At 34.0% G+C, this 26219-nt stretch carries 24 protein-coding genes and 1 pseudogene; 8 read left to right on the top strand and 17 right to left on the bottom strand.

The window, feature by feature from the left end; translation table 11 throughout:
* Positions 1-407: 407 nt before the first annotated feature.
* Complete coding sequence (gene rpoN / locus ACN6MX_RS06410) at positions 408-1718, top strand: RNA polymerase factor sigma-54 (RefSeq protein WP_419961810.1); 1311 nt, start codon at positions 408-410, stop codon at positions 1716-1718.
* A gap of 1000 nt (positions 1719-2718) precedes the next feature.
* On the opposite strand, the gene ACN6MX_RS06405 is transcribed toward rpoN, so the two are convergent.
* From ACN6MX_RS06405 to ACN6MX_RS06390, 4 genes are all read right to left on the bottom strand, one after another.
* Positions 2719-3702 carry an Abi family protein gene (locus ACN6MX_RS06405; RefSeq protein ID WP_419961809.1) on the bottom strand — a complete coding sequence of 328 codons (984 nt, stop codon included), beginning with the start codon at positions 3700-3702 and terminating at the stop codon, positions 2719-2721.
* Between the two features lie 240 nt (positions 3703-3942).
* On the bottom strand, positions 3943-4200 hold the full coding sequence (locus tag ACN6MX_RS06400; protein ID WP_419961808.1) for a hypothetical protein: 258 nt from the start codon (positions 4198-4200) through the stop codon (positions 3943-3945).
* The gene (locus ACN6MX_RS06395; RefSeq protein ID WP_419961807.1) at positions 4190-4414 is read right to left on the bottom strand and encodes a hypothetical protein; all 225 of its coding nucleotides are present in this window, start codon (positions 4412-4414) and stop codon (positions 4190-4192) included. The genes ACN6MX_RS06400 and ACN6MX_RS06395 overlap by 11 nt, the downstream gene beginning before the upstream one ends.
* Entirely contained in the window at positions 4399-4653 is a 255-nt protein-coding gene (locus tag ACN6MX_RS06390) for a hypothetical protein (protein WP_419961806.1), read from the bottom strand. The genes ACN6MX_RS06395 and ACN6MX_RS06390 overlap by 16 nt, the downstream gene beginning before the upstream one ends.
* 165 nt (positions 4654-4818) lie before the next feature.
* Between ACN6MX_RS06390 and ACN6MX_RS06385 the strand changes: the two genes are divergently transcribed.
* On the top strand, positions 4819-5034 hold the full coding sequence (locus tag ACN6MX_RS06385; protein WP_419961805.1) for a helix-turn-helix transcriptional regulator: 216 nt from the start codon (positions 4819-4821) through the stop codon (positions 5032-5034).
* A 208-nt stretch (positions 5035-5242) separates the two neighbouring features.
* Here the strand turns inward: ACN6MX_RS06385 and ACN6MX_RS06380 are convergent.
* Both ACN6MX_RS06380 and ACN6MX_RS06375 read right to left on the bottom strand, forming a co-directional pair.
* Positions 5243-6606, bottom strand: a protein-coding gene (locus tag ACN6MX_RS06380; protein ID WP_419961804.1) for an IS3 family transposase whose coding sequence is annotated in 2 segments (ribosomal slippage) — positions 5243-6111 and positions 6111-6606 — 1365 coding nt in all. Because the reading frame shifts where the segments join, the coding sequence is not laid out codon by codon here.
* A gap of 270 nt (positions 6607-6876) precedes the next feature.
* Positions 6877-7764 carry a LysR family transcriptional regulator gene (locus ACN6MX_RS06375; RefSeq protein WP_419961803.1) on the bottom strand — a complete coding sequence of 296 codons (888 nt, stop codon included), beginning with the start codon at positions 7762-7764 and terminating at the stop codon, positions 6877-6879.
* A 142-nt stretch (positions 7765-7906) separates the two neighbouring features.
* On the opposite strand from ACN6MX_RS06375, the gene ACN6MX_RS06370 reads away from it, so the two are divergent.
* Complete coding sequence (locus ACN6MX_RS06370; RefSeq protein WP_002014092.1) at positions 7907-8665, top strand: NAD-dependent epimerase/dehydratase family protein; 759 nt, start codon at positions 7907-7909, stop codon at positions 8663-8665.
* Positions 8666-8710: 45 nt separating this feature from the next.
* Here the strand turns inward: ACN6MX_RS06370 and ACN6MX_RS06365 are convergent, their stop codons facing one another.
* Positions 8711-8854 (bottom strand): hypothetical protein, encoded by a 144-nt coding sequence (locus tag ACN6MX_RS06365; RefSeq protein WP_419961802.1) that lies wholly within the window; start codon positions 8852-8854, stop codon positions 8711-8713.
* A 262-nt stretch (positions 8855-9116) separates the two neighbouring features.
* On the opposite strand from ACN6MX_RS06365, the gene ACN6MX_RS06360 reads away from it, so the two are divergent.
* Positions 9117-9377, top strand: a complete 261-nt coding sequence (locus tag ACN6MX_RS06360) for a TetR/AcrR family transcriptional regulator (protein ID WP_419961801.1) — start codon at positions 9117-9119, stop codon at positions 9375-9377.
* 262 nt (positions 9378-9639) lie between these two features.
* Positions 9640-10521 carry a GNAT family N-acetyltransferase gene (locus ACN6MX_RS06355; RefSeq protein ID WP_419961800.1) on the top strand — a complete coding sequence of 294 codons (882 nt, stop codon included), beginning with the start codon at positions 9640-9642 and terminating at the stop codon, positions 10519-10521.
* A gap of 132 nt (positions 10522-10653) precedes the next feature.
* On the opposite strand, the gene ACN6MX_RS06350 is transcribed toward ACN6MX_RS06355, so the two are convergent.
* Both ACN6MX_RS06350 and ACN6MX_RS06345 read right to left on the bottom strand, forming a co-directional pair.
* Positions 10654-10875: a hypothetical protein gene (locus tag ACN6MX_RS06350; protein ID WP_419961799.1), complete on the bottom strand. Its 222-nt coding sequence runs from the start codon at positions 10873-10875 to the stop codon at positions 10654-10656.
* Positions 10876-12484: 1609 nt separating this feature from the next.
* Positions 12485-12673 (bottom strand): hypothetical protein, encoded by a 189-nt coding sequence (locus ACN6MX_RS06345; protein WP_419961798.1) that lies wholly within the window; start codon positions 12671-12673, stop codon positions 12485-12487.
* A 340-nt stretch (positions 12674-13013) separates the two neighbouring features.
* On the opposite strand from ACN6MX_RS06345, the gene ACN6MX_RS06340 reads away from it, so the two are divergent.
* From ACN6MX_RS06340 to ACN6MX_RS06330, 3 genes are read left to right on the top strand one after another with little or no spacing between them, the layout of a single operon-like run.
* Complete coding sequence (locus tag ACN6MX_RS06340; RefSeq protein ID WP_419961797.1) at positions 13014-14531, top strand: spore germination protein; 1518 nt, start codon at positions 13014-13016, stop codon at positions 14529-14531.
* Positions 14512-15690 carry a Ger(x)C family spore germination protein gene (locus tag ACN6MX_RS06335; protein WP_419961796.1) on the top strand — a complete coding sequence of 393 codons (1179 nt, stop codon included), beginning with the start codon at positions 14512-14514 and terminating at the stop codon, positions 15688-15690. The genes ACN6MX_RS06340 and ACN6MX_RS06335 overlap by 20 nt, the downstream gene beginning before the upstream one ends.
* 12 nt (positions 15691-15702) lie before the next feature.
* Positions 15703-16824, top strand: coding sequence for a GerAB/ArcD/ProY family transporter (locus tag ACN6MX_RS06330; RefSeq protein WP_419961795.1), 1122 nt, complete (start codon positions 15703-15705; stop codon positions 16822-16824).
* Positions 16825-16893: 69 nt separating this feature from the next.
* Here the strand turns inward: ACN6MX_RS06330 and ACN6MX_RS06325 are convergent.
* From ACN6MX_RS06325 to ACN6MX_RS06290, 8 genes and pseudogenes are all read right to left on the bottom strand, one after another.
* Positions 16894-18035, bottom strand: a pseudogene (locus ACN6MX_RS06325) (IS3 family transposase).
* A gap of 461 nt (positions 18036-18496) precedes the next feature.
* The gene (locus ACN6MX_RS06320; protein WP_419961794.1) at positions 18497-19471 is read right to left on the bottom strand and encodes an aldo/keto reductase; all 975 of its coding nucleotides are present in this window, start codon (positions 19469-19471) and stop codon (positions 18497-18499) included.
* Between the two features lie 129 nt (positions 19472-19600).
* Positions 19601-20416, bottom strand: a complete 816-nt coding sequence (locus tag ACN6MX_RS06315) for a helix-turn-helix transcriptional regulator (protein ID WP_419961793.1) — start codon at positions 20414-20416, stop codon at positions 19601-19603.
* A gap of 1072 nt (positions 20417-21488) precedes the next feature.
* Positions 21489-22055 (bottom strand): hypothetical protein, encoded by a 567-nt coding sequence (locus ACN6MX_RS06310; protein ID WP_419961792.1) that lies wholly within the window; start codon positions 22053-22055, stop codon positions 21489-21491.
* A gap of 185 nt (positions 22056-22240) precedes the next feature.
* Entirely contained in the window at positions 22241-22942 is a 702-nt protein-coding gene (locus ACN6MX_RS06305) for a toll/interleukin-1 receptor domain-containing protein (RefSeq protein WP_419961791.1), read from the bottom strand.
* A gap of 812 nt (positions 22943-23754) precedes the next feature.
* The gene (locus ACN6MX_RS06300) at positions 23755-23970 is read right to left on the bottom strand and encodes a hypothetical protein (RefSeq protein ID WP_419961790.1); all 216 of its coding nucleotides are present in this window, start codon (positions 23968-23970) and stop codon (positions 23755-23757) included.
* A gap of 737 nt (positions 23971-24707) precedes the next feature.
* A complete protein-coding gene (locus tag ACN6MX_RS06295) occupies positions 24708-24968 on the bottom strand; it encodes a hypothetical protein (RefSeq protein ID WP_419961789.1) in 261 nt (86 codons plus the stop codon).
* Positions 24969-25131: 163 nt separating this feature from the next.
* Positions 25132-26121: a zinc-dependent alcohol dehydrogenase family protein gene (locus ACN6MX_RS06290; protein WP_419961788.1), complete on the bottom strand. Its 990-nt coding sequence runs from the start codon at positions 26119-26121 to the stop codon at positions 25132-25134.
* Positions 26122-26219: the final 98 nt, after the last annotated feature.

Genomic DNA, 26219 nt, shown 5'->3' with positions numbered 1-26219 from the left:
TTTCTGAAGTGTAAGGTAAAACAGACAACTGTAAGAAAACGTCCGTACAATCATGTTTCATCAATGCTTCGACTCCCTCATGATCGTTTGGATGATCTACTCCATTACACCGTTATTAAATGAGTGCTCAACATTTGCCTTTATGATTGTGCAGCTTCTAGAGGAAAGAGATAGTGAAGATGTCAATGAGGATGCGCATTTATTTTCGGAATGAAAAGTGTAGAAACAAGTAGGATTGTAAACTTACATTCTTCATAATTTGCCTAAAGGGATCATTTGCTTTATATAATTAATTTGTTCAAAACAAAAGGACCCTATTATTTAAAATTGGAATATTCTATTTTTATGATAAAATATTAATAGACAGTTAACTGTAAGCGCTATCAAATTATATTGGAGGTGAATTTTTGGATATTATACTTAAACAAAACCAAGAACTTAGTTTATTAATGACTCCTGAATTAAGGCAAGCAATTGAGTTATTGCAATATTCAAATTATGAACTCTACCAATTTATTAATGAACAAGAAATAGATAATCCTTTATTAAAGTTGGAGGATCAAAATAACGATTATGTATTTGAAAAAAAAACAAAAAATAAAGGCAACTCCACCAAATCCAATTATATGGATTCAATAAAAATTAAAAATCCTAACTTAAAAGACAATCTAATTGAACAAGTAAGGTTCTTAACCCTTGATAAACGATTACATAAATTAGTAGAATACCTTATTTATAACCTAGATGATAATGGATATCTGATTCTGAGTTCTGATTTATTCATAGAAGCGGAAGCATTCACAGATGATGAAATTAATGAAGGCATTCAAATCATTCGGAAAATAGGTCCCCTTGGTATTGGAGCACGAAATCTTCAGGAATGCTTGCTCCTTCAAATAACCACAGACTTCCCTGATCAGAAAATAGCTAACGAACTTATCCAGAATCATTTAGAATTACTTGCTAATCGAAAATGGGGCGATATTGCTCTTATTATGGGAATTACGTTACCTAAATTAAAAGAAGTTCATGAATACATATTAACTCTTAATCCAAGACCTTGTTCCTCTATATCAAATTTTGAAACAGAGTATATTAACCCAGATATTATTGTCAAAGTAAAAAAGATGGAAATCTCATATTATTTAAATGATGGCTACTTACCTACTATCCACTTTAATCACGATTATGCTAAATCACTTAATAATAATGAGGGAGAAATCGCAAGTTATATTTCAAGTCAATATAAAAGTTATCAATGGCTAGTAAATGGTATAGAACAACGACGTAAAACAATTTTAAAAATAGTTGCAGTAATTATTGAAAAGCAAAAAAAATTTTTTACTGATGGTTTTCTCTCTTTAATCCCTTTAACTCTTAAAGAGATTGCCCATGAAATTGGAATGCATGAATCAACGATTAGTAGAGCTACAGCAAATAAAATTATCCAGACACCAAAAGGAACATTTGAACTTCGAAAATTCTTCAGTTCAAAAATTGAAACTTCAAATGGAGACTCCATTTCACAAATTAAAGTTAAAAATTTATTAAAAAGTCTTATTAAGAATGAAAATAAATTTAACCCTCTTTCAGATCAAGAAATTACTAATTATTTTATTACAGATCAAGGAATTAATATTTCTAGGAGAACTATCTCCAAATATCGCAGTGAACTGAATATTCCTTCTTCAAATAAACGAAAAGAAATCGAAATATAAGTTATAAGGACTGATATTAAATTATCAAAACTACACAAACTACCAAAATTAATAATTATGCTCTCGATTATCAAATTATTTTGTTCTTTTACTTAATATTGGTTGATTCAATTTTAATATAGTAAAAAACCTTGAGAGGCATATAGCCAATCTAGGTCAGATAAATTTTTTCTCAATATAAATAAATTAGCAATTCAATTTCATCATATGCATCACCTAAAGAGATTAAATCACTTCTTAACCAATACCAATATAGATAGATTTAAAAAAGAGTTCATTAAGTTCTTACTTCTAATAAGAAATATCATCTTTAATGAAGAAACTTGCTAGTATGAAAGTAATAGTTGTCCTTTAAAAAGCAGGAATTAGAGAATGTTGTTAATACATTAAGTGGGCATTCTATTTGGAAAAATCATAAAGAATATTTAACAAAGGCAAAACTGAAATTATAATATAAAGATTAGCTATTACTGAAACTGTAGTAACCTGTTTTCATTAAATAAGTAATACAGACCACCTGTTTACTCTTTTGTCCGCAATTTGTCCGCATAATTATTTTTTTGTACCGTTCTTATTTTACTGAAATGATTTTCACTGTCTCGAAAACCTTATTAAACCAGACTTATTTAACTTAATCGAATTCAATTTAAACAGATTATTTAAGGGTTACAAATTCGACAAGGTGGGGGTCGCTGGTTCGAGACCAGTCGGGACCATCAAGCTTTATAAGGGTTTTTGGGGAAATTTAAAAGTCAGTGAATACGGTTTTGACTACGGTTAGTTTAAAATAGCATTGTCGAGGGCAAGGGTAATTATGTAATATGTATGCAGCATCTCTAATTTAGAGGTGCTGTTTTTTTGTAGAAAAAGGCACCCTTACCATTACTGGCAAGAATGCTCTATAAATGTCGCTATCGCAGTTCTGTTAAGTTTTTAAACCTTTTAAACGTATTTATGCAAACGTTTTGCACACGTTAGTCTTCTCAGTAAAATCGGTTCCCTACAATCCAAGACTACCTAAAAATGAGCGATAGTAATTACTAGGAATACCTAATGCAGTTAAAGTCCACTCGTAATGCGAAGGCTGCTTTTTCTGATATTCACTCATCGCACCTTCTAGATATATAATGAATTCAAGCATTCCTCTAGCATTATTTTGAAAGAAAAACAAGAGACCAATTGTAAATGCGGCATAATCATTTCTTCCCCTTCCTTTATTGTGCGCCGCCTTTTCAATACCTAACATTCTAAACAGTTCCGGTTTGTAAGGAAGTTCAAAGTTTGTCCAATTATTATAAATACGACCACCATGGGCGGCAAGATTTCTATATCTATTAAATATTTCCATACTTTTCAGAAAAAATTCTTTGTCATGATCCGATGCTTCCCTGCCGATTATATTCATAATAACATTTGATTTAACTACATCAGATGATAACCTGTATAGCATCACCAATTCACCGAATGATAATCCTTTAACCAATATCCACGGTGGTATATTTCCGTACTGTTCTTTATAGTATTTAAGTGGTTGTTCATCAGGTTCATTAATTTTCTTTCCAATTTTCCAAAGTAGGTTATCTCGTTCAAAACGATTGTTATGCTTCTGCTTTCTTCCAAGTCTATAATTTTCTTTCTTTAAATAGTCTTCCTGTTTTTCCCCATATATTTCTGACAAGCAATAAGCCAAGCTTGAGTAGAAAATACACTCAATGTCTAGTAAAACCTCTAATGTTGCATGTCTTATCTCTCTATCTAGATTATATAGATCAAGAATATCTTCAAAAGTTGTACCACTAATATATTGATCCTCATCTTCTGAATCTATTTTCTCTACTAAAAAAACATCTTTATATCCATTAATTAAATCGTAATAGGTAGTTCTTAGTAATTGTTGCTTGGCATTATCAACTGATAGAATTTCCAAACCACGCGAAGAAAGTTTTTCTATTTGTTTTTCCAGTGATAAAAATGGTTTTCCCACCTGACTCATTTCGCACCCCCGATTCAATCACAATATTTATATGATACTCTAAAAGAGGGCAGAAAAAAACCCCTAAACAAGTTAGAGGTTTTTCCTAGCCAATCGATGGCCTGCATACTATATTATATTCATAATACATGGATTTTATGTACACGTCAATCTAAAAGTTTATTTATGTAACACTACATGAACTACCGTAGCAGCTTTTATTAGTAAACCTCATAAAAAAAGATGCAGCAACTAGGCTACACCTTCATGTTTTTCCTCTTCAATTAAACAGTAGATCCAAGATAAAACCTCTTCATAATCTTTTGGTTGTTTGCCTGTATCAGCAACAAACATCTTTATGTTTTGCTTTTTAGCTTTCGCATTCCACTCTTCTACTGTATCTTCTTCTAAAGTGAATACTGGTAATTCAATTGTTTCCTCGTAATAAGCAAGTTCCTTAAATTCCACATTCATTGCTCCGTCAAATACCTCTAATACATCAATTGTCATTTTTTCTTCCCCCTATTATCCTGTTTTTGTACAAGTTTAACGTTGCAACAAATAAGTCAATTTCATCTGGTTCAAGTTGGAAGGTCCTGTGCTTTAAATCCGTATCATCACTATGAATAGAAACGGAAATCATAACGGTATCTACATAATCAGAAGAAACTTCCACAATGGTAGTTTGGTTAAATATTAGTTTTGTCGCTAGATCTGGATACATTCTATTTCCCCTCTCGTTTTCAATTCTTTCATTACGATTTCCACGATTTCTTTCGTAGGGCTGGCTGTATTTTCTTTATTATCTGCAATCATTTCTTGTAATGTTTCTGTGGGACTCATACGAGCCACTTCTAGCATTACTTTATCAATGTTTTCTGGAACTGCAGTAATATCTAAGTTTTTGCAAATTCGACTAAACCGGATAAAAAGTATTAATTCTTCTTCAGTGAATTGTTTCATTTTCCCATCTCCTTGTTTTAAATTATTTTACTTTGACAAGTTCTATATTTACAATGTAAATCATATTATAAATTATGTCAACCTTTTTATTTACATTGTTTATATTTTCATTGCTTTTGTAAATAAACATTAGTTATAATGAGTAAATAGAAAGGATTGATTTAAATGACATTGACAATGGGAGAAAAAATTAAAATCTTACTAGGTAGAAAGGAAATGACTATACCGAAATTAGCTGAAAAATTAGGGCAATCGAGACAAAACTTAAACACGAAAATTAAAAACGATAATTTTTCTGAACAAGATCTTCGTAAGATTGCAGAGGTTTTGGAAGTGAAGTATGAAGGATTTTTCTTTTTGAATGATGGAGAAAAAATATAAAAAGGGAGGAAAATGATTGAGTTTTTTTATTACCCGATTAACGTCCCATTTAGAGTCTCACCTAAGACATCAAGTGGGACGTTTCTTTTTCCTTATGTATCAAGGGTTTACTTGCGATTTGAAACCTTCCCATTTGTCACAACTATTTATACTAAATAGAACCCTGTGGCGCTTGGGAGTCAAAGGTGGTGTGGTCCAATGAAATAATTTAAGCAGCTTCTAAGATCTGCGTTCGGTATTCAACCGGGCTCAGGTCTCTTAATTTTGCCTTCATTCGCTTGTGATTATAATACTCCATATATTCTTCTAATTCCTTTTCAAAATGCGCCATACTCTCGAACTCTTGTAAATAAAACAGTTCAGACTTTAAGAGGCCAAAGAAATTTTCAATGACTGCGTTATCTAAACAGTTCCCTTTACGAGACATACTCTGCGTAATTTGATGTGCTTGTAATGTCTGTTGATATTTTTTCATTTGATAATGCCAGCCTTGATCGGAGTGAAGGATGACTTCGTCTCCTGGCTGGAGGCGCTGAACAGCTACGTCTAACATATCTCCTACAAGTTGGTAGACCGGTCGATTCATGACTTTATATGCGATTATTTCCCCATTACACAAATCAAGAACAGGTGATAGATATCGCTTTTCTCCAAATAGATGGAATTCAGTAACGTCAGTTACCCATTTTTGATTCATTTTCTCTGCCTTAAAATTACGTTGTAATACATTAGGTGCGATTTTCCCGAGGTTTCCTTTATAAGAGCGATACTTCTTCATACGGACCTCACATTTTAAACCCATTTCATTCATCAAGCGGTTGATGGTTTTCGGGTCATGTATAAAGCCGTATTTTTGCAGTTCTTTCGCGATGCGACGGTAACCATAACGTCCCTTATGTTCGTGATAAATAATCTTGATTGCTTCTTTTACCGTTTCATATTTATCGGCTTGATCCAATCGTTTTTCCCAGTAGTAATAAGTACTGCGTGGAATGTCAGCGACTTCAACTAAATCCACGACCTCATATTGTTCCTTTAGTTCAAAAACTACTTGCGCTTTGATTTTGTTTGTAATTTTTCCTGCATCTGAACTAAAGCGTTTAACTTTTTTAAATAAGCATTTTCCATTTCTAAATGTTTGATTTTTGCTTGTAGGGCTTCCATAGAGTCTTCGGCAGGGATGGATTTTTCTGGTTCAACTTTTTTCGTTTCTTTTTTCATAGATGGACGCTCCTTTTTCTTTGGTTCTAGCGCGTCCAATCCTTTTGTCTTAAGCAATTGATCCCACCGATAAATGATACTCGGAGAAGAAATATTAAATGTGCTTGCCGTTTCTAGAAAAGACGTACCTGTTTCGTTCATAAAATTAAGTACGTCTAGTTTAAACTCAGATGAGTAGCTTGTATAGCATTTCTTAAACCCTTTTTCACCCTGTACTTCAAATAATTTCACCCAAGTAATGACTTGAGATTTAGCTACGCCAATGCTTTCTGCAATAGTTTGATAGCTTTCGTTTCCAGTTAAATAGCGTTTTACCGCTTGTAATTTAACTTCTAATGTATATTTAGACATAAAAACACCCCGTAAATGTTAGTTGGTGTCTAACATTTACGGGGCAGTTTAAAATGATGGCCATATTTTGCTAAAGCACTCGTTAGTTTAAGTACGTTTTTTCACAAACTTTGTTGATTTTACATAATTAATTTTATTCATTACAGGAACGCTGCCCTTTTAGTTGTACGAGAAAAAAGTGATTCCTAAGTAACCCGATGATCTTAAACTAATGCCTCCGTTAGTTCAAGAAGAACCATTTCAATTTAAATAGCCTAGATTTTGGAAAACTTAAATTGATTCAAATGATACCCACCTTTTAGTAATCTCAGAAAATTTCTTAGTCGCGGGTGAGGTTGGTTTTCTTATAGCTAATCCAATAGTTCGATAGCTATCACTTTTAAGTGGAATGGCTGTAAAAGAAATTTTTGATTTCGGTATAATCATTTCTGGCAATATACTAATTCCTAGATTATTCTCCACCATGGAGATCACCGAGTATTCATTCATATTTTCGAATCGAATATTGGGGCTAACTTTATTCTCCTTAAATATTTTTTGAATATCATCATAACACTGATATGTTGGCATAATAAAAGGCACATTTTCTATTTGTTGCATTGATACTTGGTTTTCCTTACATAATGGGGATTGGTTAGATACAACACATAAAAGTCGATCCCTCTTCAATTGTACGATTTCAAAGGATTTTTCAAATGATTCAAAGTAAGTATCATTATTAATAAATCCACAATCTAATCTCCCGTTTTGTAACCAGTTCTCAACCTCAGCATAGTTTCCTTCCAGTAATTCGATTTCAATATTTGGAAACTTTCCCTCCATTTTTTTAAGAATACCAGGAATCCAGTTTTTAGAAATACTCGAAAAAACCCCCACTCTTACTATTCCTTTTTGGAACCCATTGATAGCGGCTACTTCCTGCTTCAGCATGTTGTTATAGTATAAAATTTGCCGAACGGTAATTAAAAGCTCCTCTGCATTTTTGGTCAATGTAAAAGTAGAGTGATTGCGAATAAATAAAGGAAAGGAAAACTCTTTTTCCAAACTTCTAATTGCATGACTTACAGCAGATTGGGTGAAACCTAACACTTCTGCAGCTTTTGTAAAACTATTGAGTTCTGCCACTTTGTTAAATATTTCATATTTTATTAAAGTCACTATGGTCCTCCTTATGAGTTTTATTCATGTGCCCATTATATTTCTTCGTTTTATTTAATGCCATAACAAACTTATAATTAGTGCATGCTTTATTATATGACCCTTAATAAGGGATGTATTTTTCATGGAAGGATGAAGTGAAATGCAAAAAATTTTAGTTACAGGTGCTGCAGGTAAGATTGGCCAAGATGTTACAAGGTTCCTAGATAAGCAAGGGAATTACCAGTTACGGCTAGCAGATATTAACTTATCTGCTTTAGAAACTTTTAAAGATACAAATCATGAAATCATATATTTAGATGTTTCTGATTTAGCTGCTTGTCAAGAATTTACGAAAGGTATAGATATAGTTATACACTTGGCAGGTAATCCTTCACCAAATGCTGATTTTTATGGCTCCTTATTAGAAAATCATATAAAGGGAACCTATAATATTTTTAGAGCTGCTAGTGATAATAATGTATCCAAAGTAATAGTTGCTTCAAGTGCTCAAACAATTGAAGGCTATCCTTTGGATTATCAACCACATGCTTATTCCCCCACGAGACCCAAAAATATGTACGGGGTAAGTAAGTGTTTTGCAGAGGCTGTTGCTTCTTATTTTGCTTATGAAGAAGGGTTACAAAGTCTTGCTATTCGTATAGGTGCATATGATGATTATAATCCATATGGTAAACCACTAACGGCTAGAGATATGAGTGCATACTTAAGCCCAGAAGATTTTATGGACCTTCTCTTAAAGTCGATGACGGCAAAGAACTTACCTCCATTTTCAATTTTACATGGTGTTTCTAACAACAGGTTTAAACGAATTGATATTGAAGGAACAAGAAAGTTAGTTGGTTATAGCCCAAGTTCTGATGCTTTTGTACTAAGTGGTATTAAGTTCTTTGATTCTTGATTATTGATAAATGCATATCTAGAAAAGAGATTATATTATTGTTATTTAGCTTTTATTTGTTCCATTTTCAATAGCTACAGTTTCTATAATCAATAAATATTCCAATTTTCCCAAATAAAGCACACTATTCTTCATTCTCATTTGTGGAACAACTCTATGTTCCACAGATGTTCTTTTCCTTTTCAACATAATAAACACCCCTTTAGACAATCATATCTAAAGGGGTAAAACCAAGCCCTGTTCTGCTAAAGCACCCGTAAGTTGAGTAAGCACTCCTTGATACCCATTAAACAGTTACTCTCTACCGTAGATTTCTGTTCAAATTTATGTTGATTTTTATAAGCTTGTGCACCAATGACTGTCGCTCCCTTAAGGGAAGCACACTTAAACCTATACTGATTGTTGCACCCAGCCTCCAATACTAATAAGAGCCATAGAAAGGATATTTTCAATGAATGTAGTCATTAAAAGAGCATGTGGTATAATTAAAGGTGCAATTTATCATTATTTTAAAAGTAAAGAAGAAGTATACGATCATACGCTACAGCAACAGGAAGATGAGATGATTCAAAAGCTGAAAAATAAATTTTCTACGCTTTACTCTACTACAAAAAAAGTGAATGTGCTTTTTGATATGTATACTTCAGATGAGTGGTTAAAAGAGCCAAAATTAAACAATGTAAGAAATCAACTAGCATTGGACTTCTGGTAGCAGAGCAGAGAATCGAAAAAAATATGAGATTCATAGTGGGCTATTTTACCATTTTTTAAATACCATTTTACAAGATGGTCAAGAGTGTGGAGAGATCTCAAAAGAATTAAATACTTCCCATGCTGCAAATTTTTTTTTGGGTATGATTGATTGATTGAATTCTTTTTCATGCTTCTATTTTGCAACCAGCATTTCCTTTTTTGGAAATAGTGAAGTCAACTAAAGAAATGTATACTACTTTTTTAACAAGGGGTGTTATGAAATGATTACATTTAAGACAATGGAGCATTTAACCTTTAAGGAAGCACACGAACTTTTTACAAGTGGGTTTGAAGGATATTTTAATCCGATGAAGATGCCATTGGATTCTTTTATAGCTCGTTTTGGAAATGATAATCTATCAGTAGCAATGTCTGTTGTTATGTTTGATGAGGATAGACCAATAGGATTTGTATTACAAGGCATTCGGGAAGTAAATGGTGAGAAAATTGCTTGGAATGGTGGTACTGGAATTATTCCAGAATACAGAGGAAAGAAACTAGGAACAATCCTTATTGAAAAGGCTCTTGACCTGTTAAATCAGCAAAAAGTAAATATAGCTACATTAGAGGCTCTGTCAATTAATCAACCAGCTATAAAACTATATGAGAAGGTTGGGTATATAGTAATTGATACGCTGCATTTTTTAGAGGCAGAAGGTGTATTAAGCTATGATGAAAAAATTGCCAGTGAATTTGAATTGAAAAGAATACCTGCACTGCAAGCAGTAAACTCAAGTATTTTCCCAGCTTTAGTACCATGGCAAGTAGATCCTTCTATTACACCAAAGGCCGGTGGAGAGGCAATTATTGCAATGAAGGATAGTGAAGTGCTTGCTGCTTGTTTAGTAAGAGTAAAACAACAATTTGGTAATGAAGCTGAAGGTGTCACATTATTTCAAGCTTTTACTAACAATGAACATACAGATGGAATACGCGCTATTCAAGCTGCACTACAGGAAGGGCTTCATTTTAATCGTTCTATTAAAAGAAATACTTATAATTTGGAAGACAAAATGAAAAATGTCCTGCCGTTTTTAAAAAATAATGGATTTAAAAATACTGATATTTCACAAGTATTTATGACAAAACAATTTATGGATTAACTTAAAAATACAGCTATCGCTATAAATTGGCGGTACCTGTATTTTTAAGTTAATTATTTTGAAGTAATTACCTTGTTATCTTCCTGTAAAAGATGAGTTAATGCTACTCGGAAACTATATATGTTTCTATTTCTACATGAATACTAGCATGAACATTCTCGCGAATAAATCTTGGATGAAGCCTCCGTAAATTGGACGAACACCCATTAATCGTAAAGAACTATTTAGTCGAGAAGTAGAGATAGCAAGCTCATTATAATCAAATGCTTCTACATCTTCTAAGCTAACTGCCGAAAAATCAAAAACAGCTTTTTCTACCTCTCGATGTTCTCCAATATCATTGTTGGTACACAATTTGCAATCAAAAAAGGAAGTACCTTTGTTCGGAAACTATTAATTGACTAATCTGGTCCTTTTCTTTTTTATGTCGCTTTTTGTGTCTAATGCGACATAAAAATGAATGAAATTTTCATTTCTCTTGTTCAACTAAACTGCTGCGTTAGTTCAATAAGAAAAAAGGCTTTACCCCTTCCGAAGTAAAGCACACCGTAGACAAACTAAGATTTATTCTTAATTAAATCTATTAAATAGTACATAAGTGCAATTAAAAATGATAGCACTATAATAATTATTGTACCGAAAGTAAAAATCCAAGTTTCGATATGGTCACCGCCATCAAACAAACCACTCAATAGAAAAAATAAAATTACACTAGCTAGTAATGTTGAGAAAAATTTACTAATATATTTTGACATATTCTACCCCTTCTACAATTCAACTATAATTACTATTTCGCCACTCGGTCAAATTTACCTCTTATTAAACTAAACTGCTGCGTTAGTTTAAGTGAAAACCTTCACAATCTTATTCAAATATTAACATAATCATCCAATTTGGTCCCATCTATTTTTAAATAAAATCATATTTGCAAGATAGGATCTCCTGATATCCCTTTCTCCAACTCGGTTGAAAACTACCTTTTCTTCCTTTAATCCATCCTATTTGCTTGATTTTCTGTCGTTTTTGCGTTAATCCTTCTTATCTCAACAGTCCTATTAACTCAATCAGAAAAACTATATTCAGAGTTACCTTATTTATAAAAGAGTTACACTATCTACATTAATGATGCTTCGATCAAAAATCGTTACTTACCTTTATCATTTTATGCCAAAAAATAAAGCATAAGTTTCTCACCACAATAAATAAAGCATAAACTTTCCAAACGGAAGGTATATGCTTTATTTCACAGCCCCTTACATCGCTTTAGTTCTTTTCAGCTTTTCGAGATAATCAATATTTAATCACTAAAAAATTATAATGTTTTATATAGTTTTAAGTATATTTTTGCCTAAAATAAAATTAAGTATACCCTTGCCATTATGGCAAAGATATACTTAAAGTTGCAACATACTGCAATTTTAATAATATCTTCGCCTAGTATTTAACCGTATATTTGCCAACCCAACAGTGCCAACACTTTCAAATCTTTTATTTTAATAACGGCACTAATTAAAAATATTATATTTATTACAATTAAGTTTCTCTATAATTTAAGGCAAAGATTCGATTAAATATTATACTTTCGGTAAACATATAATTAATAATAAATTAAAATAAAAATGCCTACCATTTCTGTAGACATTTAACGGAACGTACATTCTATTTTAACTTATACATATTCTATGGGTCAAGAATTTGAAAGGACTCGTTGTGACTAAAAATTCTCGCAACCAAAACACTTTATATAATTCATTACAATAGAGGAATAGTAACATATATTATCAAATCTAAATTTTTCTTTTTATTGTAAGCTATTTTTCACAATTCTTTATTAAAATTTCTTCTATATACTCTCTAATTTCTGGATTTGCATAATGCCTTCCGATTTTAACTTTACTTTGAATGTAAGATTTATTAAGGGCTCTCCCTTCTTTGAGAGCTGTAGAAACACATTCACTAATAGCTAGTTTATCGAAGTAATATCAATGAGTGCTTTCAATGAAGCTTGATTAGCCCCCTCCTTCCATCCCCATAAAGTCGACTTAGAGTATCCGAAGTATTCAGCAGCTTTTGTTAAAGAACCTTCAAAGTTATTATCTATGTAAAATGACATTGAGCGTGAAACACAATCACTTTCAAACGTCTGCATCATACTAGAGGTCTCTTTTTCTTTCAAGTCCCTGAACATCTTTCAAACAGGAATGCTGCCCCGTTAGTTCTGGCATAGTTACATTTAAATATTCTCTCGAACGTCCACTTTTATATTCAACTAAAACTGTATACTTCGAAAACTCTCACCCCTTTTAGTTACCATTAATAATGATTTTAAAAGACCTTTAAATTAGTCACTAATGCATTATTACTCGTGACGCCCCCCAAAAATTATAAACAATTTTTAGAAATAGCCCGTCATTTTTTATATTTATCTGAGTTGATTAAGAATAGTAAGAATTGATAATAATTGAATTAGCAATTAAGAAAGAGGAAACTTGATGAAAAAGATTGATGTTCATTTGAATAAGATTATAGAATTGAATAAAGAATTACCATTAACTCTATACGGAAAATCTCAATTATTTAAGGAAATTTATAAGAATTGTGATGATGTTGTTTTTCATTCCATAAACTTGGAAAATAATTCATTTTTACTTCTTTTCTTTAGTGATTTAACAGATGTTACAAAAATAGATGAAAGTATTATCACCCCTTTGATAAAAACACAATTAGACAACATTAAATTAGATGTGATACTGAGTAATATAATAAATATCTCAAAGGTAAAGATCCTTCAATCTACTTTAGAGGTTATTGATGAACTAGCAGATGGTAATGCCATATTATTTAATAATATAGAGGATAAAGCCATCTCATTTAGAATATCAAAATATGATAAAAGATCTATCGAAGAACCACAAGCTGAATCTGTTGTGGTTGGTCCCAGAGAAGGATTTATTGAATCCATCGGGACAAACCTTTCTCTTGTAAGAAGAAAGATTAAAACTCCTTCATTAAAAATGATTTCCTATACAACCGGCACATATTCTCAAACTTCGCTCTATATTTCTTATATAGAAGGTATTGCTGATCCGAAAATTGTAGAAGAAGTGAAAGAAAGATTAAAAAAGATTGATGTGGATGCAATTCTATCCCTTGGACCTATAGAAGAAGCGATAGAAGACACTTGGTACTCGCCTTTTCCTCAAGTTCAATCAACTGAAAGACCAGATGTCGTAGCTGCTGGACTTTTAGAAGGGAGAGTTGCGATTTTCATTGATGGTACCCCATTTGTTTTAATTGTTCCGGTTACACTTTTTACACTCTTACAGTCCCCAGAAGATTACACTGAAAGATTTATTAACGGAACTCTTGTTAGATGGATTAGATATACTTTTGTTTTGATTTCTTTACTTGCTCCCTCTGCCTATGTTGCGATATTAACCTTTCACCAAGAAATGATTCCTACTACACTTCTACTTAGAATAGCTCAGAGCAGAGAGGAAATCCCCTTTCCAGCCTTCTTAGAAGCCTTATTTATGCAAATAATATTTGAAGTACTTCGAGAGGCAGGTATTCGATTACCTAAACAAATGGGTTCTACTGTAAGTATTGTAGGAACTCTCGTAATAGGACAAGCTGCAATCCAAGCAGGGCTTGTATCTGCTCCTATGGTTATGATTGTAGCCATTACTGGGATTTCTTCTTTTTTAATACCACAGTATGCAGTCAGTGTGGCCTTTCGTTGGATTCCTTTTCCGATAATGTTTCTCTCAGCTGCACTCGGGTTGGTGGGAATGATGTTAGGATTCATTTTATTAGTTAGTCATCTTTGTATATTACGTTCTTTTGGTGTCCCTTATTTAGCTCCTTTAGCTCCTAACGATTCTTCACTCTTAAGGGACGTATTAATACGTGTACCACTTAGGTTTATGAAAAAAAGACCTAGATTTTATACGTCTATTAATCAAACTAGAAGAAAAGAAGGTGAAATAAATGAAAACCCCAAAAAGTAGTTTCAAATCAAAATTTAATCTCCTATTCACACTTACCTTTCCTTTACTGTTCCTCTCTGGATGCTGGGATGTAATGGAAGTAAATGATTTTGCAATAGTTATTGCTGCAGGTATCGATATGGTAGAAGATGACAGTATAGAAGTAACTTTTTTACTTTATGTGCCAAATCCTACTGGTGGAGCTACTGGAGAAAATAGTGGTTCAAGTACGAATACATATTCTATTTCGATAAAAGGAGACACGTTTTCAGATGCTGTTATGGAACTTGAAACAAAGGTACCTAGAAGAATTTTTTGGGGACATTCTAATCTTTTTATTTTCGGAAGTAATCTCGCAAAAACTGATTTAGCTAAACAGATAGACTTTCTTGTTCGAACTGCTGAACCTAGAGAACAGGCTCAGATTTATATTAGTGAGGAACCACCAAAAGAATTACTTAATGAATTCGTTAAGGTAAATATCGCTGAATTATTCAGTAAACTTCCAAAAGACCGCACGTTGAGTTCAATTACATTGAAGGATGTGGAAGAAATGCTAGTAAATCATTCTATGGCTGGAGTAATTCCTATTAGCGGTAAAACTGAAATTGTCACAGCATCAGAAGCAGTAGAATCTTTTGCCGTTAAAGGTTCTGCAATTATCCATCATGGTAAATTAGTTTCTATTGTTACTGGAGAGAAAGATTTAGGAAATCGATGGTTAGTTTTTCCAAAGACGGATGTTCCGATATCCATAACGCCTGACGAAACAGAGGGAAAAGTGTCTGCAGTTTCAACCAGGAAATCCTTTAAATTAACACCAAAGATAGAAAATGGAAAATGGAAAATGGAAATCAAAGTGAAAGGGGATATAGCAATTCTTCAAAATACAACAAACCTTGATATTTTTAAGCAGTCCATAAATAACCGGCTTGAAAAAGAATTTAGCCAAAAAATAAAAAGTGACATTGAAATCTTTATTAACCATATTCAAAAAGATTTACACGCTGATGTACTTCAATTTTATGAGGCATTTTACCGTAGCTTTCCAAAAGACACTAGTAAAGAAAAAGAAAATTGGGACCAAACATTCGAGAATATAGAAGTAAAAGTAATAGTTGATATTAATATTAAGGACCCTGGAATCACAAATCTTCGATTCAATAAAGGTAAAGAGTAGGGTGATTCTCATTTGAATGATCAGGCATTGACACATAAGCAATTATTTTGGTTATTTTTAAGTATGCAAGTAATTATGATTATGTTGCTTACACCAGTTGCATCAATAAAGGAAGCAAAGCAAGATGCTTGGATATCTTCTATACTAGCTACTTCCATTTCACTCATTATTATGTGGTCGTCTATAAAAGTATGCTCTAAATACCCAAGCTTGGATTTTCATGAAATTATAGAAAAAATTATTGGAAAATGGTTTGGCCGTTTTTTATCAATTGTTTTATTAATCTCATTTACTATTGTTTTGGCTTTAATCTTAAGACAATATGGAGAATTTATTTCAGGAACAATTTTACCAAGGACACCAGTAAGTGTTATCATTTTTTGCATCCTGGCTGCAGCGATATATCCAACCTTTCATGGCATAAGTGTCATCGGCAGACTTGCAGAAATTTTTGGCCCTATTCTCATACTTGGCATCCTAATACCAATTCTATTAGGAGTAGGAAATATGCATTTTAATCACCTACTGCCACCTTTTTATGATAGTGGAGTATTACAAATAATATTAGGCTCTCTTGCTCCTTCTGTATTTCTATCTGATTGTATCTTAGTTTTATGGCTATATAATTTAAGTGAACACCATAGTAAGAAAAATAAATATTTGATGATGAGCATTCTAGTGAGCGGTATTCTATATCTATTAACGGTCATTTCTATCATTACAACTTTTGGAGTTAAACTCGCCAGTTCACATTTTTATCCATTTTTGTTACTAGAACGTTACATTTCAATATTTGGAGTTATCGAAAATTTAGATTCAATAATAATAACAGTTTGGATCTTAAGTATCTTTCTTAAAATCTGCCTATATTTGTTTGTTATTAGCTATGGTTTTTCTAGGTATACTATCAAAAAAAACAGAAAAAAAATGTTGCTTTATATAGTGATTCTTGTCTATGTCTTCTCACTTTTACCTAGAAATGTCATTGAAAGTTCCATTGAATTCCCTGAAAAAATTGCCGTACGATACATCCTTCCGTTTTGGGTAATTCTCCCTTTATATTTAGTACTTGTTTATTACTTCAAAAGCAAAAAAGATAAACATAAACAATCCAAACAACAAACCTTACCTTAATAGACAATAAAAAGACCGACCACAATTAGGCACTGACTATACTTTTTGAGACAGGAATAAAACACCCTATTATGCAACCAATTGACGGTATTGAACCGGCGATTGGTTGTTTAGTTTCGTTTGAATACGGATATTGTTATAATAAGTAATGAATTCTTCGACTATTTGTATCACACGCGCATTCGTTGTGCGGTAGATACCGTCGAGGTAGAACGTTTCAGTCTTTAGCGTGGAATGAAACGTTTCGATTGGGGAATTATCAGCTGGTGTGCCTTTGCGGGACATGCTCATGATAATTCCTTTTTCTTTGACTGCTTTTTGATAAGCATAGGATGTATAAACGGAACCTTGGTCACTATGCAGAATACACCCTTCGGGTAGTTCAGGCAATTGATTAAGCGTGTCCAACACGAAATCGGTGTCTTGTTTAAAACCGATTGTCTGTGCCACAATTTCACCATTGTAGACATCGAGAATACTAGAAAGATACATCATGGATTGGCCATAAGGCAAGTACGTAATATCCGTTACTAGCTTCTCCAGGGGTTTAGATGCGGAAAAATCCCTTGCCAATAAATTAGCTGCGATGTAGGCTGGCTGCCCGGTACGCTTGCGCTTTTTTACCTTCACTCGACATTGCCACCCATATTTTTACATAACACGCTGCACAGTCCTCATACAAACTCCTGTGTATAGAGCGGCAATCTTTCGATAACCATATCGGAATTTATGTTGTTTGCACAAGTCGCCAATCTGCTGATCTCGAACTTCCTTTTGGGTGATTTGTTCCGCATTCTTTCTCCAACGATAGTAGGACGAGCAACCTACGCCAAGGTGATGACAGACTTCTCCAACCGGCATAACACCTTTTAACTCTTCTACTAATTGAATAACTACTTTTGGCGCCACTTCCTTTCCAATTCCTCGTACTTTTTTAAGACTTCAATCTGCTGTTTCAAATAGCGATTCTCTGCCTGTAGTTTGGCTGTCTCACTTTCATATTCCGGTCCTTTACCGAAGGTATATTGTTTGCCGACTGGTTGGTGGAGACGGTGGATTTCTCCATTTCGATACCATCGCATCCATGTTTTCAACTGTGTATAGTTTCGAATATTTAATTCTTCCATTACTTCCTTTACAGGTACCTTAGCCAATCGCATTTCAATAGCCTTCATTTTTACTTCTACTGGATAACTCACTCTTGTACCCATAGAAAAAACACCTCCGTATTGAATTTAGGTATTGTATACCCGTTTTTCAACGAAAGGTGTTTTTATTTGTCTCATTTGTTTAGGTCAGTGCATTAAGTGAGTAGGTCTTTAAATTATAAGTATCCTTTTACTTCAAATTTGTTTAGCAAAGGCACATGCATAGAACGTCCAATTTTTTAAATACTTGTTGCTTGTTCCTCTTTAACATCTGAGTAAATTAAATTAGTTTCTTTTTTACTGTAGCCCATTTAATGATGTAAATTTGTTAATTCAATCCCTGACTCCATTTATAATTGAGCAAATGTGCGTCTCATTACATGTGGTGTAAGGTTTTATTTTGCCCCAGTTATTATTGCCAATAGGAGGTCTTGTAATGCTCTCTTCCAAATAACTCGAAAAATGAAGTCATTCTAAGCTTCGATACAAAAATCCAACCTAGTTTTTTTCTAGCTCTTTAGGAACTAGACACTACCAGGATAACGAGCACCCGCCGCAAAGCCTTTAGGTGAGATTCGTTCGATTTCCGCAAGATCTTCTTCCGTTAGTGCAACCTGCAGAGCACCTAGATTTTCCTGCACTCTTTCTAGCCTCTTCGTTCCTGGAATTGGAACGATGTGATCCCCTTGAGCAAGCAGCCACGCAAGCCCAAGCTGAGCTGCTGTGCAACCCTTTTGCGTAGCAAGCTTTTCGATTAGTGACACGACCTCTAAGTTTTTGGCAAAATTTTCACCTTGGAACCTTGGATAATGGCGACGATAATCATCCTCCGGTAAATCTTCGAACTTCTTGATCTGACCTGTCAAGAAGCCGCGCCCCAGCGGGCTGTATGGTACTAAGCCAATCTCAAGCTCTTTCAGAAGCGGAAGGACTTGGTCTTCAACTTCTCTGCTCCACAAAGAGTATTCGGTTTCCACCGCAGTAATCGGATGTATCGCATGTGCTCGACGAATTTGTTCGGCTGATGCTTCCGACAGACCAATATATCGAATTTTCCCTTCCTTCACCAAATCTGCCATCGTTCCGACCGTCTCTTCAATAGGGGTATTCGGATCTACACGGTGCTGATAGTACAGATCAATATAATCAATTCCTAATTGATAAAGGCTGGCGTCCACAGATTTTTTTATATACGCAGGATCTCCCTTAGGACCCTGTGTGTGAGTTACCCCGAATTTGGTCGCAATCACAGCCCTATCGCGTTGACCTTTTAGAGCCCGTCCAAGCAGTTTCTCATTGGCTCCGAACCGATGTTTCAGGTATTCTTCTGCTCCATAAAGATCAGCTGTATCAAACATCGTCACACCGAGTTCCAGCGCTCCCTGAATCGTGCGTACAGACTCTTCGTTGTCCGGCATCATCATTGTGCCAAGTCCCAATGACGACACTTCCAATCCTACTCGCCCTAGCTTTCTTTTTTTAGTAATATTATAACTCATAAATCGTTACCTCCTAATGGATGATTAGACTACTTACTAAGTATAATTCAACTATATAATGGTAAACACAGTATGTTTATACTAGCAATAAAATTACTAGGAAGCAGATTGGCCTCTAAAAAATTTTACTCAGTTAGCTTCGGCTTTCTCTCCCTCAACTGGCGTATAGATACAAAAATGCAGACCTGGGTTATTATCAAGATTCGAAAGGGAATTGATATCAAATGGATATACCTTCCCCTTACTGGGGATATGGATGAAAACCCTACTTACTTTTTTGAGTTGTATATGGTGGAAATTCCACATAGCTTCAAACTCTGAACTGTCTTCGCAAAGACGATTTACCGTCTCTGCAAACCATGGATCATCCTGATGCTTATCGTAATAGGTTCTAAAAACAGCAACTGAGTGTAATGCAAACTCCTCCCAGTTGCGCATTCGGTGGCGTAATTCAGGATCAACAAATAGTATTCGGATCATAACACGTTCGTCGACTGGCATTGATGAGAAATCCGCAATAATCTCATTAGCTACAGTATTCCAGGCGAACACTTCCGATCTTTCGTTGCTTATAAAAGATGGATAAGTTAACTGATCTATAATTTGCTGCCACTGAGGATTCAGCCCCATATTTAAGGAGGGAACGGATGCAGATTCATTGGGATCCCATAATTGTATCAAATGCATACTCTCATCCGTCGTCAACTGCAGAGCTTTTCCTATATTCTCAATAACCTCTCTAGAAGCAGCCATTTCCCTTCCTTGTTCCAACCAAGTATAGTAAGTCGCACTTACACCTGCCAGTATAGCAACTTCTTCCCTCCGAAGTCCCGGTGTTCTTCGCCGACCATACGAACCGTTAAGACCTGCCTGTTCTGGCAGAAGTCTATTTCTGCGTGATTTTAAAAAAGCACCCAGTGTTTTAAATCTATTATTTTCACTCATCACGTGTCCACCTTTTTCAGTATTCATGGTACCATGACCTCTTTTAATTTCAATCGTAAGGAAATAATATCGAAATATATCCCAAAATATTTTAGTGATATCCAAAATATTAGGATTAACATATAATTCCCTGAAGTTCTTAATTTAGTCATTTCCTTTTATGGTTCACCTTAACTATCATTTCTATTTAACTCTGAATTTAACTACATCAGATTACCTTTCTAATTTAATAGTCCTCTGTACTTAAGGCTTCTTTATTGTAAAAGAGTATTCATTATTTATCCATTCAGTTATTTCTATGATAATTATAGATTACATCTATCTAATAAAGCTTTTTAAAGTATCTATAGAACTCGTTTCTACATTAAATTCCAGCTTCTCTACTTCACATATTAACAACTCAATAAAACCAAGTGTTGCATAATTTATAAAACTGTTCTTTTTCAATGTAAGATAAACTTCTCCATTTAAAGATGGCTTTTCAATTCGTTGAAAATATAAATCTCCTGTTTCCTAATAATCAATTTAGTTAAGTAAATGATTATTGCACAAATAATAAAGCATAATCAATATTTAATTACAATTTTAAGTATATTTTCGCCTAAAATAAAATTAAGTATATCCTTGCCATAACGGCAAAGATATACTTAAAGTCACACATACTTGGATGAAATCATAATTTCGCAATATGGAGACGGCGGGAGTCGAACCGATATCTCTAGGAAAGCTCATAAAACCAACATTTAAAAGGGTTTTTAGAACTTTTTTAAATAGTTAAATGCCAAACTAAATGCCATTTCACTAAATTAGCGTTGCGGGGGCAAAATTAAACTAATTTAGAAAATAATAAAGCTTGTTCACCAGTATCATAACTGTAGCGTTAGTTTAAGTGTAATATTTCACAATGGAATTCGGAGATAGGCTTAATGTTTTCAATAAAAGTATAGACCATCGAGCGTTTAACTAAAGTACCTGCGTCTGAATTATAATTGTGATTTTAAGTAACAAAAAAAGATTTTCTACACAGAAGATACTGGTCAGATAACCTTAATTAATTTGTACTATGTTTATATTACCTATTTAATAGTTTACCCTGTCTTCTAGATTCTCTAATTATTCTCTCATTGGCAGTAAACAAGTAAACTTCTTCGATACTTGCAAAATCTGCATCATCAAATATTATTTTATCGATTCCGTTTCTTTTCGCAAAACTCGCTATAAAAGAATCGGCACCGTCTAAGTAATTATTTTCTAAATCATTCTCCAATAGAGATAAAATCAGATCATCTAATTCTTCAATAAGTCCCTCTGATACACCCTTAATGATACTAAATGAATTTTTAATTTCAGTAACAACGTTCGGTCTCTCTCTTGGAAAGTTTCTTCTGAATGATTTAAAGTAAACATTACTATTGTTATTTAGGCAATATATTTCATGCTCACATTTCTCAATAAATTGAGATATTTCGCCAAAACTCAGACGAGAATATTTTAGTTTTGAACCGTTGTTTATAGCATTTTCTAAATATATAGGATACTCATCTATCTGATATTGTTGATATTTTTCTTCTAATAAAGATAATCTACTATATGCTAACCATAAAAAAAAGTTTGTATCTATAAGGTAACAATCATCCACTAATGGGATATCTTTGGTTATATCAATAACACCCTTATTATTAATAATCTAAAGAATATTAATGAAAATAAAATTATTTACTTTAAAAAAGGACAAGCCGCATTTTCGAATTGAAAATGCGGCTGTTTTAAAATTATATGTTTGCTTTCATATTTGATCAACAAATACAAGGAGGCAAACAAAGCTTAGAGAGTAACCAGTTCTTTAAGCTTGGCCACGATCTCTGTTATAGGTTCTTCCCCAGTGTCCAGACCGCTTCGTGAACCTAGTAAGGGACTAACGTCTCGAAGAGCATCATACGTTGTCTCATGCACAATCGGAATGAGTTGATCACGAGATAGGAGTACAGAAAGTTCCTTGTCGGCGACGCCCTCTTTTTGGAGGCGGAGTAGCAACGCAGGAGTGACTAGCACAAGTCCAACTCGTGAGTTCGCCAAGCCCTTGTCAATTGCACGAAGTAACGGCGCGCCAAGAAGAACATCCTTCTCGCTGAACCAAACGGTGACACCCCGTGCTTCAAGTAGCTCAGTCAGCTGCAATGCAAGTCCTTTGCGGTCGTCCCATGCATGACAAAGGAATACGTCCCGCAGGTCCGGTTTTTCTGCCAATTGTTCAACGCTGTTTCGGACTGGTGTGAGTGTTCTAACTTGTTGCGGCGTGTACAACACTGAAGAACCTGGTTTCGACCAACGTGCTCTTGTACGGCCACTAGAACCACTGCTAGAACCGCCGCTACTGCTTCTACCACTACCACTTCCACTTCCATAAGACGGGGAATAATACGAAGGTGAGTATGATCCATACCTAGAACTACCACCGCACGCCGGGCAGCTGTCCCTCCCACTTGCTGTTTGATGTCCCCTTACTGGTGCAGTGCATCTAGCCATGTAAATTCCCCCCTAACTTAATGAGTAGTTTTGAACTTTTTCTAATATCCATTTAAGCTTCCCCCTTGTATTTTCTCTTTTTAAAATTTTCCGTTTTATCTCATTATTATATCAAATATATTTGGAAATTTCTTCATATATAAACTTTTTTCCCTGTTCCGATGACTTTATTATCATTTAACAAATTCCTATTTAAAGCATACCAATAAGAAATAGTTCTCCTTAATTAGACTGCTTGAACCAAACACACTTCTACATTTCTACAAATACCCAATTACACACATTAATATATTACACTCCTTCACGATTACAATTAATGACTCGGAACAAATCTAACTAAAACTACTTCCAATAAAGTAGAAAATATTATTATCTATTGCCTAATTTTTAAATTTAAAAATTTTCTTCTATGTTTTGGTTCATTAAGAAAGTTTCAGCTACAGAAAGATGAGTCAGTTATTTTTAAAGTGTTCGTAAAAGTACACGTTTACAAACACTCCGAAAAAGACCATAAAAAAACGTTCGTAAATGCCCTAAGACTTACTACGAACGTTCGTTAATCAACATACACTTATAAGAAAGCTAGTTTTTATTGAAAGATAACCTAACTCTAATTCCTAAAGTAAGGTTATAAAAGAGTTTGAAGGGATATTAAGTGCAAGATAACAGTTAAAATCATTGCAAAACCTCAGTAGAAGTAACACACCAGAACCAGGTTGATTTTATATAGAAAAATGAGCTTGGAGAATCATTTTCAATCTTTTTTTCTGTCATTTTTTACTAAAGTACCTCGTTAGCTTAATAAGAACTTTTTATATTTCACCTTCTTTTATCCATGTCCAAATTCGGTAACTTCCGAAAACTGATACTAAGAAAAGTAAAAGCATAAGTATAACGTAAAGTGATAAACTATTGATTTCTTCTAACCCTTCGCTGTTAACAACTGTCCAAATGGATAATCCAAATAGCATCAAGTAACAAAATACATTAGGAATAATCCATACGATTCTTAACTTTGTGTTTTTCAAAAATATTCCCCCTCGGACTATATACGAAAGTCAGCATGAATAGATTCCAAATAAGTATTTCCTTCTTGAAGTAGTCGAGTAGAAGGGAACCTCTCTACCTTACGGTAGATTGTGTTACACCCCCCTCACAGAACCGTGCTTGCGCTATTTACGCACACGGCTCCTCCAAATCATCCTTCACAAAATGGTGATTCTGCTATTCTCAATAGTTTAGTTTACATTTATTATTTCTACCGCTGTATGTAGTAAATGTGTCCCTAGTGAGGGTGATCATTTGGTAGCAGCCTTTCCTCCATCGACATTACCCAACTTCATTGGTACTATGCTGCTATCCAACTCCCTACAACGGCATTTAGTTTCCTTGCTTATTATCACTTGTACACCATACTCTTCTATAAGAAGAGACCGGTAGGGTCTCCCGAGTTGCCGTATCATATCAATGTGTTACGTGCCAAGGTCTCTGACTCCAGAGAGGTTTTATCCTTCTTGCCTTTAACGCTGGATAAAATGTAGCTTTCTGCCGTGCTTAAAGCATCAGCCCTCTCGATTTACTAACATTATGGAGCTCAATCCCTTCAACCAGTTGGCTTTCGGCCTGCCACCTAACTGTCTACGCTTAAAGGCTAATGTTACCATTAGCCCTCCAAGACTCGCTACGAGTGAATGGCTAGTTCTTTCTCGACGGGAATCCCACCCGCTATATGATACGACCTAGGCTCGGCCGCACAAGCACTACGTTAGTTGAATAAGAAGATGTATATTATAAACAATAAGGAAATCGCTATGATGGATTTAATCCATAATATTTTTTTACTTATACCAGCTTTCCCTTCAAGATAATTTAAGTAAATCATTGTTAAAGGAAAACCTAACAATGCATATGAAGAATCTCCACCGACGGTTTCAACATATTTATATAATCCTACTACAATAATGAGAAGTCCTAGTGTACCAATTGACATATTAAAATATATAGTGCCTCTATCGTTTTCCTCCAATTTTTCTCCCTCCAATTTTATATCTCTACTTACTTATTCTCACTTCTTAAAATTAATCCTTGTTAAACTAAACTGCGGCGTTAGTTCAATAAGAACATAAGCTACCCTTAACAGGTAGCTACTTGTTTAACTAAAGCACTCCGTTAGTTGAAGAAGAATTAACTCAATAGCTTGTTAAAAATACCTTCCCTTTGGTTATTTTGGATGATTCAACATCACCGATAGCCTTTTTTACATCCGACAAGTCATACTTAGAATCTACCATCATCAAGCGTAATTTTTGCTCGTCTATTAGTCTTATCAAATGATTAAAGGTTTCTTGCCATTTATTTACCGAGACATTTTTATTCCAATTCCGTAAATGAAATATATTAGCATTCACTTTTGCTTTATTTATATCTGCCCAGTTTACTTGTATCCCTGATAAAAGACCGATGGTTAAAAAGTTCCCATTAGGGTGGACACAAAAAGCCAAGTCATTTCCAGATGAACCTCCAACGGAATCAATAGCAGCATCTGCACCCATTCCATTTGTTAATTCAATAACTGTTTCATAAAGCGAATCTTTAGAAGTATCTATCACATAAGAAGCACCTAGATGGAGTAAATCTTCGGTATATTTATTATTCCTAGCCACTGCAATCAATCGAAAACCTAAAACCTTCGATAATTGAGCAAAAATATGCCCAATAGAAGAACCGCACGCATTAACCAATAAAACATCATTCGGTCTTAATTTTAAAACTTCCGTACAAGTCACCCAAGCTGTAATGGGATTGATATACATCTGTGATGCCGTAAAATCATCAATAGAATCAGGTATAGAAACTGTAAATTCTACTGATGTCTTAACAAATTCTTGCCAAGTGCCTTCCCCACGTAAAGGTAAAACACGTTTACCAATAAGATTAGGGGAAACTAAAGAACCAACATCTTCTACAATTCCAACTCCTTCATAACCAGGAATATTTGGTAATGAAATCCGATGAGAATATGCCCCTCTAATCGGTATTAAGTCAGAAGGATTGATAGGACATGCTAACATTCGAACAATGACTTCATTATCTTTTGGTGGTTCAATGCTTCTATCTTCAACTTTTAAAACGTCTCTAGGACTACCGAATTCATAGAATTTAATACATTTTCCATCCAATACTATTAGTCTCCTTAATATAGCTCAGATTTATTTAATTATGTTATTTTCAACTAAACTGCTTCGTTAGTTCAATAAGAAAAAAGGCTTTACTCCTT

Source organism: Psychrobacillus sp. BM2 (assembly GCF_048572895.1).
Lineage (GTDB): Bacteria > Bacillota > Bacilli > Bacillales_A > Planococcaceae > Psychrobacillus.
Note: the sequence above shows the minus strand (reverse complement) of the source record. Positions and strands in the feature narration are given on the sequence as shown.